A 15,872-nucleotide genomic window follows, 5' to 3' on the forward strand; every position below is an offset into this window, starting at 1 on the left:
TTTCGAAAGAAAGTATCGACAAATGGACAGACTAATCCTCTGCTAGTTTTCATCATTTTTGTTCACTATTTGTGATGGATGAAATAAATAAGAGAATTAGAACTTCATTGGTCAAAGTACCTTCCTTTCATAATATTACTTTTATTGTATGCGCATACAAATGAGTTTGTCAAACTTATTTCAGCTTGTGATTTTTGAATTCGTTATTATAAATTTGTGCTTTCGCTAGCGCCTCAGCATCATTTTGAATTTCATTTAATCCATTCGCATCCCCAATAATATAACCTTCAAATGATGAACCAACAAAATCAAAGATGTATTGGAACTGGGAGATAAGCGGTAATGCTTTTAGTTTCGGATTATCGCCGCCAACGATAACAACGTACATTTTTTTGCCTTTCATTTTTTCTTTGAAATGAAGGGATGTATCACGCAAGCTTTGTGACCAGCGATCGATGAAGTTTTTCATATGACCACTCATCCCGTACCAATATAATGGTGTAGCAAAGATAATTGTGTCGTGCTCTAACATGCGCTTCGTTAACTGCTCGTAGTCATCATCTACAGGTTGGAATCCTCCTGCATCATGACGCTGATCTGTAATAGGATAGACTGTGTGATCACGTAAATAAATTTGTTCTGTTTCAATTCCATCAATCATCATATGTGTTAAAGCTTCCGTATTTCCATTTTGTCTTGAACTGCCGTGTATAACAAACATGTAATCATTCCTTTTCTTTTGCTTTTTTTAGGAGTGAAACGTGTTTTTGCAAATTCGTTTGAATATTGGAAAGCAATGAAATTTGCTTTGTTACTTCATTAAGTTTATCTTCATAAAGCGTAAGGATGCTGCTGCACGGATTGTCGTATAAGTGCGGTTCAATTTCAAGGCAGCGCAGCATCCTTGCCGTCTCTTCTAAATTTAAGCCAATTTGTAAGTACATTTGAATAAGCTCCACTTTTTCGATGGCACTTTCGTCAAAATCACGATAGCCATTTGCGAGGCGCTTCGAAGGGAGTAATCCCTTTTCTTCGTAATGTCTTAGTGACCTTTCGCTAACGCCAGTTTCTTTTGATAACTCCCCAATTCGCAATGCGTTTCACTCCTTTTACATGTATTGTAAACCTTCACACTAATGTGAAGGTCAACTCTGTTTTTTCGCAAAGTAATCTACATGATTTAAAAACACTTGAATAGCTTTAGACGGAATAAAATATTTGCCGCGCACGATGGAGAATGGACGGATGAGTTGTTCATTTGGAATTTCGACGTGGAATAGTTCTTTTGCCAGTAGCTCTTTCCGTACAGTCCAATCAGAAAGTATAGCGATGCCAAGCCCGGCAGCGACAGCTTCCTTTACGCTTTGGATACTACTAAAGGTAAAGAATCGTTTCATTTTTAAATGGTGTTGATGAATAAAGCGATCGCTATAAGCACGTGTTCCGGAACCACTTTCTCTTAATACCCACACTTGATCTTGGAGTGTCCTTTCATTTATTTCATTTGTGCGGAGCAGTGGATGATTTGGCGGGACGACGAGTTTCATTTCATCTTGCATAAATGTTTCAACGTCAACGTCAGCGTATACGACTTGCCCTTCCACTAAGCCGATATCAATTTGATTAGATCGGAGACTTTGCAAGACGTCTTCTGTATTTGAGATAAAAGTATGGACTTCGACGTGCGGATTTTCATTCGCATAGTTAGCGAGTATTTTTGGAAGTAAGTATTCGCCAATTGTAAAACTAGCACCGATGCGAAGCGTTCCTGTTACAACGTTATGTAGTTCGTTAATTTCTTGTTTGGCATCTTCGTAAAGAGAGAGCATTTGCTTTGCGTGTATATATAATATGTTTCCGGCCTCGGTCACTTGAACGTGCTTCGGGGATCGCTGAATAAGTGTAGTTCCAAATTCGCTTTCTAAGTTGCGAATGTGCGTACTTACGCCAGGCTGTGAAAGGTTTAATAATTCCGCTGCACGAGAGAAGTGTTTCTGTTCAACAACCGTAACAAAAATTTTTAAAATGTCTACGTTCATATCATCTGCTCCTTTCTTTTTCTATCATCTTATCATAAGTATTTCTGATGATAGAGATTTGGTATTGGTATTAAACTTATTATAGAAACCCTCTTATAATGTAAGTAGAAAGAACATGCATGTTCCAATACGATTATTGGAGTGGTTCAAAGTGGAACAAACACTTGTTATACAAAAGAAGAAGCGTTTTGGATTTTCGCAAGGGATTGGGATTACATTATTAATCGCAATTGTGGCGAAATATTTAGCGGAGCTTCCATTTTTAAATATTATGGGACAATTAGTAATTGCTATTCTACTTGGGATGGTTTGGCGTGCGGCAATTGGAGTTCCTCATGATGCGATTGCAGGGACGAATTTTGCGAGTAAGAAGTTGCTGCGCTTTGGAATTATCTTACTTGGAATGCGATTAAATCTTGTTGATATTGCGAAGGCGGGACCGAAAGTATTGGTTATCGCTGCGGTTGTTATTACATTTACGATTTTCATTGTATATGGACTAACGAAAGTATTTAAGGTAGAAAAGAAACTTGGGATTTTAACAGCATGCGGGACAGCAATTTGCGGCGCGGCAGCGGTCGTGGCAATTGCGCCGCAAGTGAAAGCAAAAGATGATGAAACGGCAGTTGGGGCTGCAATCATTGCAATTTTAGGTACGATATTTACGCTTATTTATACGTTGTTATATCCAGTGCTTGGCCTATCGCCGTATGGTTATGGTGTATTCTCAGGGGCGACGCTGCATGAAATTGCTCATGTCATCGCAGCTGCGGCGCCAGGAGGAAGCGTGGCTGTAGACATCGCAGTTATCGTGAAGTTAACGCGCGTTGCAATGCTGGTACCAGTAGCGGTTTTAATTGGATTATGGTTTGGTAAGAGTGAAGGTAGCGAGGAAAAAAGATCATGGCGCGACCTTCCAATTCCATGGTTCATCTTCGGATTTTTAGCAATGAGTGCAGTGCATTCGCTCGGGATTATTCCAGAAGTTGTTGCGGGATATATTGTAGTCATCGCTTATATGCTTATCGCAATGGCGATGGCGGGGCTTGGTTTAAATGTAGAGTTTAAAACGTTCCGTAAGTTAGGAAGCAAAGCATTCGTGGCAGGGCTAATTGGCTCGGTTTGCTTATCGGTGCTTGGATATGTTCTTGTATATGCGTTAGGATTTATGTAGTAAAGGAGAGAGCTGTTCCCGAAGGTATATTTGGGGGCAGCTTTTTCTTATGTTTACCTTGCTACGAATGTCGGTATTTGTCGGTAAGTCGATATATTCGAAAAATCGCTGATATAAATGGAGTTGCGCTGATATATTTGGGAAATCGCCGATATAATTTCAGTTGCGCTGATATATTTGAAAAATCGCTGATATAAATTGAATTACTTTTGTACTTTGTTAGAGTAGATGTTTAATGAGACGTTTTTCTAAAATTTGTAAAGATATCTTTACTTGTAGTTGGAAAATATTTATAATTAAAGTAAAGATATCTTTACTTTCGAAGGTGGAGCCTATGGGTGTAAAAAATAAAATTAAAGAATTAAGAAAGCAACATCATATAACGCAAGTTGAAATGGCAAAGGCGATGCAGGTGACACGGCAGACAATCGTGGCGATTGAAAACCATCATTACAACCCGAGTCTAGAGTTATCCTTAAAAATCGCCAAATATTTTGGAGTGAAGGTGGAAGAAATATTTACGCTGGAGTAAGGGGAGAGAAAAATGCAGGATGAGTTTGAGAGATTTCAGTCAGATAAAGCGTTTAAATATTTAGGGTTGTTTTTAGCGATTAGTTTAGCCATATGGAGTTTGTACAATTTAATTGTTTACGGAAGTGCTGGTATGCCGTTTGTGTTATTTGTACTAGGGCAGTTTGTTTATTTCTTTGTGAACTATTGGCCGAAATGGAGATATAGAAATAGTAAAGAGGCTGATCGTGTATGAGTAAGCAAGAGGTTATACGATTTATAGGAAGTTTGTTTTTAGCGGGTTTTATTTTAAATGTGAGTCTAATGATTTTAAGTATTTCGTGGAGAACTATTTTCATATCGAATGTAGCACTAGTCATTTTATATGGCATTGCGGAATATAGAGAACAGAAGCGTTTGAAAGAAGAGGGAATACCGTCGATTGATGAGCGAGTTGTGAACAAGATGAAGTCATATTTTGCGATTAGTATGACAAGCTTCGTTTTCTTATTCATTATGTATCTTTGTGTAAATAAGTATTTAGACAGGCCAGTAGTACATGTAAATGAGTTATTATATATTGCTATTTTTGGTCTATTAATAAGTATGGCATCGACGAGCGTGTTAGCAACAAGGAATAGATAGAAAAAGGGGAACTGGGATGGGATTACCGGTATTATGTGTCGCTACAGCTATTTTTGCTTTGTTTTGGGGAATGCAGAACTTCTCTCATAATCCAGTGCCGAGTATTTGTATTATGCTTGGTACTGTAGGTTTATCGTATTATTTATTAGTTTCAGCTCATTATCATAAAACAGCAACGAGCGTTGTTGTCGGAGCACTTATTTTATTTTGTGGTCGTGCTGTGCAAAAGGGGTTATTTCCGTAAAGGCTGTTTATACGAAGCGTATAAACAGCCTTTTGTATTTTTTTTACAAAACACTTGAAAGTTACGTAACGTCATCTTTTATAATGAAGGAGAAGAGGTGATGATAGTGATTTCAATTCAACAATTGACGAAAGAAACAGGGGTAACAGTACGCACATTACGTTATTATGATCAAATAGATTTATTAAAGCCGAGTGGTAAAACAGAGGGTGGACATCGGTTATATAGTGAAGCGGACGTTATTCGTTTGCAACAAATTTTATTTTTAAAGGAAATGGGATTTTCGTTAAAAGAAACTGCGAATATGTTAGTAAAAGGTGAGTTGGATTTAAAGAATTCTCTTGAAAAACAACTTCGATTTGTACAGGAAGAACAAAAGAAATTTAATCGAATGGAGCGTGTTTTACAAGCGGTTGTTTATTCGGTAGATGTAGAGGGAGAGCTCGATTGGAAAGTTATGTTTGAATTAATTCAGCTTTCGAAACAGTCTTCTCGTATACGTGAAATATTTCAAAATGAAGTGTTTTCAAAGGAAGAACAAAAATTGCTTCAGAATTTGCCGAATATGAGTGAAGAAGATCCGAATGTTTTAGAGTGGGTAGATTTATTAAAGCAATTTCGCACTTTTATGAAAGATGATAAAGAAGTAGCGAGTGATGAGGTACAAGGGGCAACGAAGAGATTAATGCAGAAGTGTTTAGAAATGGCTAATGGTGACGAAGCGTTTTTAGATAAGTTATGGGAAGTTAGAAAATCGAAAGAAGATTCCCAGAAAATGAGCATGTATCCAATCGAAGAAGAACTTTTATTATATATGGATGAAGCTTTTCGTATATATGATGAAAAGGAGAAGGATAAATGAGTATACTTGCAGAATATCGTTGGTATTTTTTAATTGGGGCAGAGATTGTATTTTGGTTATCAGCTATCGGTTTCTTTTTACTCCGTTACGGATTCCGTTTGAAAAAGGCGAGTTTTATTATGGGGATTGTACTACTCATAAATGAAGTGTTTATTTTAACTTTAGGAGTAGTGGATTACTATCAAACAGGAAAGTTCTCTAACTTTCAAATCATTACGGTGATTATTTTATTGTATGCAGTCTTTTACGGGAAAAAGGATTTGAAGAAGCTTGATATATTTGCGCAAAAGCTAGTTGCCAAATGGCGAAATGAGCCGGCGCCTATTATAGAAGAACAGGTAGAATTAACAGGTATGGCTTATGCGAAGCAGGAAATAAAAAATTGGGTATTGCACCTTAGTTTGTTTGTTGTTGTGCATATTTTCTTTTTCTTTCTGTACGGTCTTGCTCCGGTTGAACAATGGCGTAATTGGTTAGAAACGGGAATTGTTTTAAATAAAGCAGCGAGTCGGGTTAGCCAAGTTTGGGCGATTATACTTTTAGTGGATGCAGCTATTTCATTTTCATATGTTCTTTTTCCGAAGAAGGAGAAAGGGAAAAAGAAGCTACTTTCTTAGGGGAAAGTAGCTTCTTGTTTTCATGCATTTTCTAAAGTCTTTGGAATAATTGTAAAGTCCTGCTCATCGATATCAATTGGGAATGAAATGATAGGAATGTCACAATCAATAATGCTTGGACATATCCCGATAGAGATAATGCAATCGAAGTGCTCCTTTTCTTCTGTTAATAAAGAAGTCACTTCTCTTAGTGTATGAATACTTGTAACTGAATAATGAGGTGATAAAGAAGTTAATTTCTTTTTCGTATATAAATCTAACCCACTACCTGTTGTACATAGAAGTAATAACTTTTTTGGTAAGGCCTTCTTTTTAGGTTCTGACACACTAAATAGATAGGTGGCAAGATAATTTAATATATGTTCAGAAACTGGTTCCTGCTTACTAGTAGTAAAATTGTGTACAATTTTACGAGTTATATCATAATAATAATAAATTTTAGACTTTAAATTTTGTAATTGCGGATGATAGATATGGATATTTAACTTTTGAAAAACGTAAAATCTAAAAATTAGCCATTTTAAATCTGCAATGATAGTTTCTTGCGGGCACGTAAAAATTAGATTTTGAGTAAGTTCCTCTAAAATCGTGGGAATAAGCATATCGAATTTCTTTGTATATAGTGGAAATTGATGTTCGAAATGTAGACCGCTTATTACACAACAATTTAAATAAAGGATTTCAGGAAATAAAAGTTTATTACCTGTTAAATTTTCTATTTGTTCAATAAGACTAGAAATAGAATCACTATATGGATTTTTTAATATAAAGGAGAGATCGGGCTCCAAGTTTTTGATAAATTGCTTATGACGATAACGAATAATACATGTAAGTAATAAACAATGAATACGTTTATAACCAATATCAGAAAGTGTACCAGTATTTCTTTCTATTTGTTGTATTGTATATTTGGTTATTGAAATGTCTTGTTCGTGAAATAAGAGTTGTAATCCATTACTATACTGTGTAGTTAAATGGGCATAGTGACAAATTAATTTTCTAATATGTAGCTCGTCACCTTCTAGACGGATAGGCTGTTTTGTTAAAGTAACATCGTGCTTAGTGAACTGAAGACGAAGAGCTTGTAATAAAGTTTGGCAATAACTTTGACTGACATTTAGTGTAGTAGCAATCTTTGCTACTGTTAATCCATTTGGATAGTTAAGTATAAGCTGTAAAATTTGAAAAAAATATAACTCTTGTTTGTTTTGTATACTTTGTTTTCCTTCTTTTAAGTTGAGTTGATTAATTTTAATTCCCTTTCCCCTTGAAGATAAAATGATGTTTTCTCCATATGTATTTTTTAAAAGGGTTAAGTAATTTGAAACGCTTCTTTTACTGCATTGTAATTCTTCGGATATTTTTTGAACAGTAGTCCAATCGTGTTGGGCTAATAAAAAACTTAATAATTGTTGAATTTGCTGTTGCTTCATTGTCATCGCTACACCTTATATATATATATATATTGGTAAATCAACTAAATTTTAGATTAATATGGATACTATTGTAAATAATTTTAACTGAGGCAATACTATTCCGAATATTATGAATTTGCGTCATATAATGCAAAAACACAATAAAATTTAATGCGAAATGTTCGATACAATTCATGTGTTTGTATATATATGACAATTCAACTTACGGAGGGGTATAAGCAAAATGGGTAAGAAAAAAAATAGACACATGAAGAAGATTACATCGACAGTATGTACAATTGGGATTTTGAGTGCATCTGTCACACACGGATATGCTGCAGAGATAAATAATAAACAACAGCAGTATGATCGTTTGCAAGTTGCTGAAACAGATAAAGGTTCAAAAGATAATCTTAAAATTGATCTTAATACAACATTCCCAGATAGCGCGCTAAGAAATGCTGTGAAAACAAAGATGGGGACTACTAGCGATGAAGTAACGCTAGAACAATTAAGTAATGTACGTGACGTACTAGATTTAAGTGGTAAAGGTGTTAAAAACTTTGAAGGTTTACAATACTTAACAGGATTAAATGCTTTATATATAAAAAATTCTAATCTCACAGAAGTGCCTCAACAAGTATTAGAGCTAAAAGAATTGAAAATTTTAGATCTATCCCGCAATACGATTACAACAATTCCAGATAATATGTCCTTTGATAAATTAAGAGTATTAGATTTATCGTATAACAAAATAACAGCAGTACCAGATAGTGTATGGGAGTTACCTAAACTACAAGCGTTACTACTATCGAATAATAAAATTAAAAGCATTCCTGAAAAAAAATCTAAGTTTTTAGATCTTCGTATTTTCGACTTGGCTAATAATGAACTGGAAACATTGTCTGTAGGTTTATTACATGATTTAGCACGACTTGAAGTTTTAAATATTCAAGGTGGTAATAATAAAAAACTAGAATTAGCAGATGTGAAGTTGTTAAAAGGACTAGTTGGTTTAAAAGTATTAGAGCTAAATTCAGATGTAAGTCCTGAAGAGATTAACAAACAATTAAAAGTCGGTGTGTTAAAAGTAAAAGGGAATCAGGTTGGTTTAATTTCAGTCAATGGTGTGACTGTTTTAACGTTAAGTAAGAATGACCCTGTATTTAAACTGGATGGGGAACAAAATATGTATAAAGAGGCTGGAAAACCAGCAACTATCCCAACAGGTACAATTACAGCAACGAAGGGCTTATTAGAAAGTATTACTACGAAAAATATTTTAGGATTAGATTTATTATCTAAAGAAGTGAATGGACCATTAGTTGAAGGAAAGAATGGGACGATACATTATAACGGATTAAATACAAGGAATCCGGCTCCAGGTTCGTATACGGTAAATTACAATATCTTAGTGAAGAAAACTATTTTAGATAAAATTCCACTAGTAGGTGGGTTGTTAAGCTTCTTATTTGATAAAGGAAATATTGAAAAATTAGTTGATACAAGAAACGTCATTGTAGTTGATGTAACATCACCAACGATTGGTACAGATGAAATTGAAGTTGATGATCCATCTACATTAACAGATGAGAAGCTAAAAGAATTATTAAAGGTTAAAGACAATGTTTCGAAAAATGTTGCAATTCAATATGACAAAGATTTGAAAAACTTAGCATCTGCTGAAGAAGAAGTTACTTTTACAGTTCAAGATGAGTACGACAATATTAACGTGAAGACAGTAAAAGTAAAATCTGCTGCCAATAATCAAGCGCCAGCAATTGAAGCGAAAGATTCCATTTTAGCTAAAGTTGGAGACGAAGTAGATGTAATCAAATCAGCAGAAGCAAAAGCGATGGATAAAGAAGATGGAGATTTAACGAGCAAAATTCAAGTTGAAGGTACAGTAGATACACAAAAAGTTAGCACGCAAAAAGTTTCATTAAAGGTAACTGATAAACATAATGAGACAACGTCTAAAGATGTTGAAGTGCGTGTAATTCGTATTCAAGATAAAGTAACAGTAAATCAAAAAGATCTTGATAGTAATAACTTTGATCCTAAAAAACTTGTAGAAGGTTTAAATGATGAAGATAAGGTAACTACAAAAGTAAACAACGGTAAAATCGAAGTAACCGTAACAAATAAAAACGGTCATCAGGTAACCGGAGATATGACTCCTGAAATTAATGGAAAACCATCTATTGAAGCAAAAGATAAAGTATTTGTAGAAAAGGATAAAAAAGACTTCGATGTGAAAAAAGAAGCGAAAGTAAAAGTGATTGATAAAGAGGACGGAGATTTAACAGATAAGGCTGTAGTAGAAGGTACTCTAGAGCTAGATAAAACGGGTGAACAAAAGGTAAAAGTGACAATAACAGATAAAGATGGAGAAACAGCAGAAAAAGAAATTACAGTGAATGTGATCCGTATTCAAGATGAAATTGAAGTAAATAAAAAAGACATCGTTGATGGCAAAGTGAAAGATGAAGCAATTAATAAAGAAAAAGTGGTAGACGGTTTAGATAAAGATAGTAAAGAGGAAGTAAAAGTAGAAATCACAGTGGACGAAGAGAATGGCAAAGGTAAAGTGACTGTGAAAGATAAAGAAGACAATGTAGTAAGTGAAAAAGAAATCAAAGTGAAAGTAACTAATGAAAAACCAGAAATTAAAGTAGAAAAAGACGAATTGTTCGTAGAAAAGGACAAAAAAGACTTCGATGTGAAAAAAGAAGCAAAAGTAACAGTAATAGATAAAGAAGATGGAGATTTAACGGATCAGGCGGAAGTAAAAGATTTCGATATAAAAACAGTTGGAGAACAAAAAGCAAAAGTAACAGTAACCGATAAAGCTGGGGAAACAGTAGAGGCAGAAATTACTGTGAATGTCATTGAAATTCGAGATGAAATTGAGGTAAATAAAAAGGACATCGATAAAGGTAAAGTAAAAGATGAAGCAATTGATAAAGAAAAAGTGGTAGACGGTTTAAATAAAGATAGTAAAGAGAAAGTGAAAGTAGAAATCACAGTGGACGAAGAGAATGGCAAAGGTAAAGTGACTGTGAAAGATAAAGATGGAAATACAGTTAGTGAAAAAGAAGTCAAAGTCAAAACTGTAACAGAACTAGTAAAAATCAATGTAGCACCAATGATAGAAGCGAAGGGTAAGGTGTTAGCCTTTGTAGGAGATCAAGTCGATGCGAAGTATGTAATTGAGAAATCAGGAGCGAAAGCAACGGATAAAGAAGATGGAGATTTAACAGCGAAAATTGAAGTAGAAGGAAAAGTTGATACAAGCAAAGCTGGCGAATCGAAAGTAACGTTGAAAGTAACAGATAGCCAAGGCGCAACAGGAAATAAAGAAGTAACAGTGAAAGTAGTGAAAATCAACGACACGATTGAAGTGAAAGAAAAAGATATCGTCGATGGCAAAGTAACAAATGACAAGATTGATAAAGAGAAGATCGGTGAAGGTTTAGGTGAGAAAGAAAAAGTCGAAATTATCATTGATAAAGATGGCAAAGGAAAAGTTGTCGTAACAGATGAAGAAGGAAACAAAGTAGAAAAAGAAGTAACGGTAAAAGTGAAAGATGATAACAAAGTCATCAATGAAAAGCCTGTAATTAAAGTTGAGAAAGAAGAAGTGTTTGTAGAAAAAGATAAGAAAAACTTCGACTTGAAAAAAGAAGCAAAAGTAACGATAACGGATAAAGAAGACGGAGATTTAACAGATCAAGCGGAAGTAAAAGATTTCGATATAAAAACAGTCGGGGAACAAAAAGCGAAAGTAACAGTAACCGATAAAGCTGGAGAAACAGTAGAGGCAAAAGTGACTGTAAATGTAATCGAAATTCAAGATGAAATCGAAGTAAATAAAGAAGATATCGTAGAAGGTAAAGTAAAAGAAGACAAAATCGATAAAGAAAAAGTGGTAGGCGGATTAAATAAAGAAAGTAAAGAAAAGGTAAAAGTAGAAATCACAGTGGACGAAGAGAACGAAAAAGGCAAAGTAACTGTGAAAGATAAAGATGGAAATGTAATTAGTGAGAAAGAAGTAACAGTAACGGTTAAAGATGACCAAGGCGGCAAGGATGATCAAGATAACAAAGCAATCAATGAAAAACCAGTTATCAAAGTGGACAAAGACGAAATCTTCGTAGAAAAAGGTAAGACAGACTTTGATGTGAAGAAAGAAGCGAAGGTATCCGTAATAGATAAAGAAGACGGTGATTTAACAGATAAAGCTGTAGTAGAAGGTTTAGATACAAGTAAAATTGGCGAACAAAAAGTGAAAGTAAAAGTAATGGATAAAGATGCGGGTACAAGTGAGAAAGAAATTACAGTGAATGTCATCGATGTGAAAGATAACATTGAAATAAATAAAGAAGATATCGTCGATGGTAAAGTAAAAGAAGATAAGATTGATAAAACAAAAGTGATTGAAGGTTTAAAAGAAGAAGACAAAGAGAAAGTGAAAGTAGAAATCACAGTGGACGGAGAGAACGGCAAAGGTAAAGTAACTGTGAGAGATAAAGATGGAAATGTAATTATTGAAAAAGAAGTAACAGTGAAAGTGAAAGACGACCAAGGCGGTAAGGACGACCAAGGCGGTAAGGATGACCAAGGCGGCAAGGATGACCAAGGCGGTAAGGACGACCAAGGCGGTAAGGATGACCAAGGCGGCAAGGATGACCAAGGCGGTAAGGATGACCAAGGCGGCAAGGATGACCAAGGCGGTAAGGACGACCAAGGCGGTAAGGATGACCAAGGCGGTAAGGACGACCAAGGCGGCAAGGATGACCAAGGCGGCAAGGATGACCAAGGCGGTAAGGACGACCAAGGCGGCAAGGACGACCAAGGCGGTAAGGACGACCAAGGCGGTAAGGATGATCAGAACGGCAAAGATGATCAAGATAACAAAGTAATCAATGAAAAACCAGTTATCAAAGTGGACAAAGACGAAATCTTCGTAGAAAAAGGTAAGAAAGACTTTGATGTGAAGAAAGAAGTGAAGGTATCCGTAATAGATAAAGAAGACGGTGATTTAACAGATAAAGCTGTAGTAGAAGGTTTAGATACAAGTAAAATTGGCGAACAAAAAGTGAAAGTAAAAGTAACGGATAAAGATGCGGGTACAAGTGAGAAAGAAATTACAGTGAATGTCATCGATGTGAAAGACAAAATTGAAGTAAATAAAGAAGACATTGTTGAAGGGAAAGTAAAAGAAGATAAGATTGATAAAACAAAAGTGATTGAAGGTTTAAAAGAAGAAGATAAAGAGAAAGTGAACGTAGAAATCACAGTGGATGAAGAGAACGGAAAAGGAACAGTAACTGTGAAAGATAAAGATGGAAATGTAATTAGTGAAAAAGAAGTAACAGTGAAAGTGAAAGACGACCAAGGCGGCAAGGATGGCCAAGACAGTAAGGATGATCAAAAAGAAAAAGACGATCAGAACAGTAAGGATGATCCAAGCAGCAAAGATGATAAAACTACAACTAACTTGAATAAAGATACTATAAACAATCAAGGGAATAATGGTGGTCAAGGTAATACGAATAATGAAAGTAATAAAGGTAATGGAACGAACTCTGCAAAAGAGTTACCACAAACAGGAGCAAGCGCATCTGCTTATCCGTTAGTTGGTTCTTTATTAGTTCTGCTTTCAGGTGTAGTAGCATTCTTTAGAAGAAAGAAATAAAGTGAAAAATGGTCGTTAGGGGAAACTCTAGCGGCTGTTTTTTTATTCGTGAAAAGGATTTGCTATAAGTTGAGAGAAGAGTATATCAATTAAATGATTAGGAGAGGAATGCTTATGAAAAAGTGGGGGTGTTTATGTAGTTTTTTGATTATGTTAGTAGCATGCTCACAATCTAACACTACAATTGATAAGAAGAATGATGTCATTGTAAAGGGAGCAGGAATTCTCAATCTAGATAAATTTGAAAAGTTCGTTTTGAATGTCGAGCAAAGGGAAGTTGATAAAATAAGAATTGTACAGTATACCCATGAAGGTGACCCGATTTTTCAAACGTTAGAGCGTAGTAAGAACGATATACTTTATGTGTCAGATAATAGAAAAGACCAATTTGCCGGTGATAATAAAGGGTTATATAAAGATAGTTGTAAAAGTATTGTTAAAGACGAACGCGAATCAGGAACCACTTATAAGCTAATAGATTGTACGAATGAAGATGGGCGCAATGGATATGATGTATTATATGTACCTAAAAAATAGAGTTAGTAGAGGAAGGAAGTATATACTCCTTCCTTTTTCTATGTATATATTGTCGAAAACTTTACCGAATATCTGTTCGTTTTTTTAGGTTTTTTATGGGCATTCGTGGTAAAATAATAATACAGATTTTTATGAGGAGGTCGGATCTTACGTGGAACATCAATTTGAAATTATTTCAGCGTATTCCCCGCAAGGTGATCAGCCGGTAGCTATAGAGAAGCTTGTAGAGGGAATTAATAGCGGAAAGAAAAAGCAAGTGTTGCTTGGAGCGACAGGAACGGGTAAGACATTTACGATTTCAAATGTCATTAAAGAAGTGCAAAAGCCAACACTTGTCATGGCTCATAATAAAACGTTAGCAGGACAGTTATATAGTGAGTTGAAGGACTTTTTCCCAAATAATGCAGTTGAATATTTTGTTAGTTATTACGATTATTATCAACCAGAAGCGTATGTGCCGCAAACAGATACGTTTATTGAAAAAGACGCACAGATTAATGATGAAATTGATAAATTGCGTCACTCGGCAACGTCTGCATTATTTGAACGGGATGATGTAATTATCGTTGCGAGTGTTTCGTGCATATATGGTTTAGGTTCTCCAGAAGAATACCGCGAGTTAGTTGTTTCACTTCGAGTTGGTATGGAGAAGGATCGCAATCAATTGCTTCGTGAACTTGTTGATGTGCAGTATGGACGTAATGATATTGATTTCAAGCGCGGTACATTCCGTGTGCGCGGAGATGTAGTTGAAATCTTCCCGGCATCACTTGACGAGCATTGTATCCGAATTGAGTTTTTCGGTGATGAAATTGATCGTATTCGCGAAGTAAATGCGTTAACAGGGGAAGTATTAGCAGAACGTGATCATGTAGCAATTTTCCCAGCATCTCACTTCGTTACACGTGAAGAAAAAATGAAGGTCGCTATTGAAAATATCGAAAAAGAACTAGAAGAGCGTTTAAAGGAATTAAATGATAACGGCAAGTTGTTAGAAGCGCAGCGTATAGAGCAGCGCACACGTTATGATTTAGAAATGATGCGCGAGATGGGCTTTTGTTCAGGTATTGAAAACTATTCCCGTCATTTAACACTCCGTCCAGCGGGGGCAACGCCGTATACGTTATTAGACTATTTCCCGAAAGATTTCTTAATCGTTATGGATGAGTCGCACGTATCAGTGCCGCAAGTAAGAGCGATGTATAACGGGGACCAAGCGCGTAAGCAAGTACTTGTGGATCATGGATTCCGTCTGCCATCAGCTTTAGATAATAGACCGCTCACATTTGATGAGTTTGAAGAGAAAACGAATCAAGTTATTTACGTTTCAGCAACACCGGGACCGTACGAATTAGAGCAGTCGCCAGAAGTAATAGAACAAATTATTCGTCCAACAGGGCTTTTAGATCCGCCAATTGATATACGACCAATTGAAGGGCAGATTGACGATTTATTAGGAGAGATTCAAGATCGCATTGCAAAAAATGAACGTGTATTAATTACAACTTTAACGAAGAAGATGTCAGAGGATTTAACAGACTACTTAAAAGATGTAGGGATTAAGGTGAATTACCTGCATTCTGAAGTGAAAACATTAGAACGTATTGAAATTATTCGGGATCTTCGTCTTGGTAAGTTTGATGTTCTTGTCGGTATTAACTTATTACGAGAAGGGTTAGATATTCCAGAAGTATCACTTGTAGCTATTTTAGATGCTGATAAGGAAGGATTCTTGCGTTCAGAACGTTCATTAATTCAAACAATCGGTCGTGCAGCACGTAATGAAAACGGCCGCGTTATTATGTACGCAGATCGCATAACGAGATCGATGGAAATTGCGATTGAAGAAACGAAGCGTCGTCGTAGTATACAAGAAGCTTACAATGAAGAGCATGGTATTACGCCGAAAACGATTCAAAAAGGTGTGCGTGATGTAATTCGTGCAACGACAGCTGCTGAAGAAACAGAAACGTATGAAGCAACGCCAGCTAAGAAGATGACGAAAAAAGAGCGTGAAAAGACAATTGCGAAGATGGAAGCAGAAATGAAAGAAGCAGCAAAAGCGTTAGACTTCGAGCGTGCAGCTGAATTAAGAGATTTACTATTAGAATTAAAAGCGGAAGGGTGA

Annotated in this window: 14 protein-coding genes; 10 read left to right on the forward strand and 4 right to left on the reverse strand. The window is 35.7% G+C overall.

Annotated elements, in window-relative coordinates; all coding sequences use genetic code 11:
* Positions 1–175 precede the first annotated feature (175 nt).
* Genes LMD38_RS01035 through LMD38_RS01045 form a run of 3 tightly spaced genes read right to left on the reverse strand, consistent with a single transcriptional unit; the run spans position 176 to position 2,039 of the window.
* A complete protein-coding gene (locus LMD38_RS01035) occupies positions 176–721 on the reverse strand; it encodes a flavodoxin family protein (RefSeq protein WP_000497604.1) in 546 nt (181 codons plus the stop codon).
* A 4-nt stretch (positions 722–725) separates the two neighbouring features.
* Positions 726–1,094: a MerR family transcriptional regulator gene (locus LMD38_RS01040; protein ID WP_001219200.1), complete on the reverse strand. Its 369-nt coding sequence runs from the start codon at positions 1,092–1,094 to the stop codon at positions 726–728.
* Positions 1,095–1,145: 51 nt separating this feature from the next.
* Positions 1,146–2,039: a LysR family transcriptional regulator gene (locus LMD38_RS01045; RefSeq protein ID WP_227585654.1), complete on the reverse strand. Its 894-nt coding sequence runs from the start codon at positions 2,037–2,039 to the stop codon at positions 1,146–1,148.
* Between the two features lie 151 nt (positions 2,040–2,190).
* Between LMD38_RS01045 and LMD38_RS01050 the strand changes: the two genes are divergently transcribed.
* The 7 genes from LMD38_RS01050 (at position 2,191) to LMD38_RS01080 (ending at position 6,091) form a co-directional block, all read left to right on the forward strand.
* Entirely contained in the window at positions 2,191–3,213 is a 1,023-nt protein-coding gene (locus tag LMD38_RS01050; protein ID WP_227585655.1) for a YeiH family protein, read from the forward strand.
* 334 nt (positions 3,214–3,547) lie between these two features.
* Positions 3,548–3,745: a helix-turn-helix transcriptional regulator gene (locus LMD38_RS01055; protein WP_000538359.1), complete on the forward strand. Its 198-nt coding sequence runs from the start codon at positions 3,548–3,550 to the stop codon at positions 3,743–3,745.
* A 12-nt stretch (positions 3,746–3,757) separates the two neighbouring features.
* Positions 3,758–3,979, forward strand: a complete 222-nt coding sequence (locus LMD38_RS01060; RefSeq protein ID WP_001150192.1) for a hypothetical protein — start codon at positions 3,758–3,760, stop codon at positions 3,977–3,979.
* A complete protein-coding gene (locus tag LMD38_RS01065) occupies positions 3,976–4,368 on the forward strand; it encodes a hypothetical protein (RefSeq protein WP_016718913.1) in 393 nt (130 codons plus the stop codon). The genes LMD38_RS01060 and LMD38_RS01065 overlap by 4 nt, the downstream gene beginning before the upstream one ends.
* Positions 4,369–4,384: 16 nt before the next feature.
* Entirely contained in the window at positions 4,385–4,612 is a 228-nt protein-coding gene (locus LMD38_RS01070; RefSeq protein ID WP_000524119.1) for a hypothetical protein, read from the forward strand.
* Between the two features lie 100 nt (positions 4,613–4,712).
* A complete protein-coding gene (locus tag LMD38_RS01075; protein ID WP_061184253.1) occupies positions 4,713–5,474 on the forward strand; it encodes a MerR family transcriptional regulator in 762 nt (253 codons plus the stop codon).
* Positions 5,471–6,091 carry a hypothetical protein gene (locus LMD38_RS01080; protein WP_016718911.1) on the forward strand — a complete coding sequence of 207 codons (621 nt, stop codon included), beginning with the start codon at positions 5,471–5,473 and terminating at the stop codon, positions 6,089–6,091. Before LMD38_RS01075 ends, LMD38_RS01080 begins: the two co-directional genes overlap by 4 nt.
* Before the next feature lie 20 nt (positions 6,092–6,111).
* Here the strand turns inward: LMD38_RS01080 and LMD38_RS01085 are convergent, their stop codons facing one another.
* Entirely contained in the window at positions 6,112–7,530 is a 1,419-nt protein-coding gene (locus LMD38_RS01085; RefSeq protein ID WP_033678204.1) for an HTH domain-containing protein, read from the reverse strand.
* 220 nt (positions 7,531–7,750) lie between these two features.
* On the opposite strand from LMD38_RS01085, the gene LMD38_RS01090 reads away from it, so the two are divergent.
* The 3 genes from LMD38_RS01090 to uvrB all read left to right on the forward strand — a co-directional run bounded on the left by LMD38_RS01090 (position 7,751) and on the right by uvrB (position 15,872).
* Positions 7,751–13,207, forward strand: coding sequence for a leucine-rich repeat domain-containing protein (locus LMD38_RS01090; protein WP_228920150.1), 5,457 nt, complete (start codon positions 7,751–7,753; stop codon positions 13,205–13,207).
* Between the two features lie 114 nt (positions 13,208–13,321).
* Positions 13,322–13,744: a DUF4362 domain-containing protein gene (locus LMD38_RS01095; protein WP_016718907.1), complete on the forward strand. Its 423-nt coding sequence runs from the start codon at positions 13,322–13,324 to the stop codon at positions 13,742–13,744.
* A 151-nt stretch (positions 13,745–13,895) separates the two neighbouring features.
* Positions 13,896–15,872, forward strand: coding sequence for an excinuclease ABC subunit B (gene uvrB, locus LMD38_RS01100; protein WP_227585706.1), 1,977 nt, complete (start codon positions 13,896–13,898; stop codon positions 15,870–15,872).

This window comes from Bacillus pacificus (assembly GCF_020861345.1).
Taxonomy (GTDB): Bacteria; Bacillota; Bacilli; order Bacillales; family Bacillaceae_G; genus Bacillus_A; species Bacillus_A pacificus.

Coding starts and splice junctions, on each gene's coding strand:
- LMD38_RS01035 (WP_000497604.1), bottom strand. CDS start 721: ATGTTTGTTATACACGGCAGTTCAAGACAAAATGGAAATACGGAAGCT.
- LMD38_RS01045 (WP_227585654.1), bottom strand. CDS start 2,039: ATGAACGTAGACATTTTAAAAATTTTTGTTACGGTTGTTGAACAGAAA.
- LMD38_RS01055 (WP_000538359.1), top strand. CDS start 3,548: ATGGGTGTAAAAAATAAAATTAAAGAATTAAGAAAGCAACATCATATA.
- LMD38_RS01060 (WP_001150192.1), top strand. CDS start 3,758: ATGCAGGATGAGTTTGAGAGATTTCAGTCAGATAAAGCGTTTAAATAT.
- LMD38_RS01065 (WP_016718913.1), top strand. CDS start 3,976: ATGAGTAAGCAAGAGGTTATACGATTTATAGGAAGTTTGTTTTTAGCG.
- LMD38_RS01070 (WP_000524119.1), top strand. CDS start 4,385: ATGGGATTACCGGTATTATGTGTCGCTACAGCTATTTTTGCTTTGTTT.
- LMD38_RS01075 (WP_061184253.1), top strand. CDS start 4,713: ATGATAGTGATTTCAATTCAACAATTGACGAAAGAAACAGGGGTAACA.
- LMD38_RS01080 (WP_016718911.1), top strand. CDS start 5,471: ATGAGTATACTTGCAGAATATCGTTGGTATTTTTTAATTGGGGCAGAG.
- LMD38_RS01085 (WP_033678204.1), bottom strand. CDS start 7,530: ATGACAATGAAGCAACAGCAAATTCAACAATTATTAAGTTTTTTATTA.
- LMD38_RS01090 (WP_228920150.1), top strand. CDS start 7,751: ATGGGTAAGAAAAAAAATAGACACATGAAGAAGATTACATCGACAGTA.
- LMD38_RS01095 (WP_016718907.1), top strand. CDS start 13,322: ATGAAAAAGTGGGGGTGTTTATGTAGTTTTTTGATTATGTTAGTAGCA.